Genomic DNA, 436 nt, shown 5'->3' with positions numbered 1-436 from the left:
CTTCCAAACGGTTACTTTTATTGCGAATACCCAATACCTTCCAGTCTTCATCTTTGACGGCATCAAAAAACGTCCCTAAGTCTCTTCCCTGCTCGACAGTCAGCTCGATAGCACCGTCGTACGTTAGCGCGGTATCATATCCATCTAACTCTGGCGCCTTACTTAATGGCGGCGTCGTTTCGAAGACATAGGTTTGCTTGGTTAACTTACTCAGCAATTCGTGCTTTGGACTATTCTCGAGAATTTCACCCTTATCAATGATGGCAATATTGCGACACAACTCCTCAGCTTCTTCGAGGTAGTGTGTAGTCAAAATGATGGTAGTACCCGCATCGTTAATTTCTTGAAGGAACTTCCACATGGATCGACGCAGCTCAATGTCAACGCCAGCAGTAGGCTCATCTAGAATCAGCAATTTTGGCTTATGAATAAGTGC

General features: G+C 45.0%; 1 protein-coding gene. It reads right to left on the bottom strand.

Annotated features, from left to right (window positions below; genetic code table 11):
• Positions 1–436 (bottom strand): AAA family ATPase (locus A3739_RS29715; RefSeq protein ID WP_369821100.1); only part of this gene is annotated, 436 nt, incomplete at both ends.

It is taken from the genome of Oleiphilus sp. HI0067, from assembly GCF_001635735.1.
Note: the sequence above shows the minus strand (reverse complement) of the source record. Positions and strands in the feature narration are given on the sequence as shown.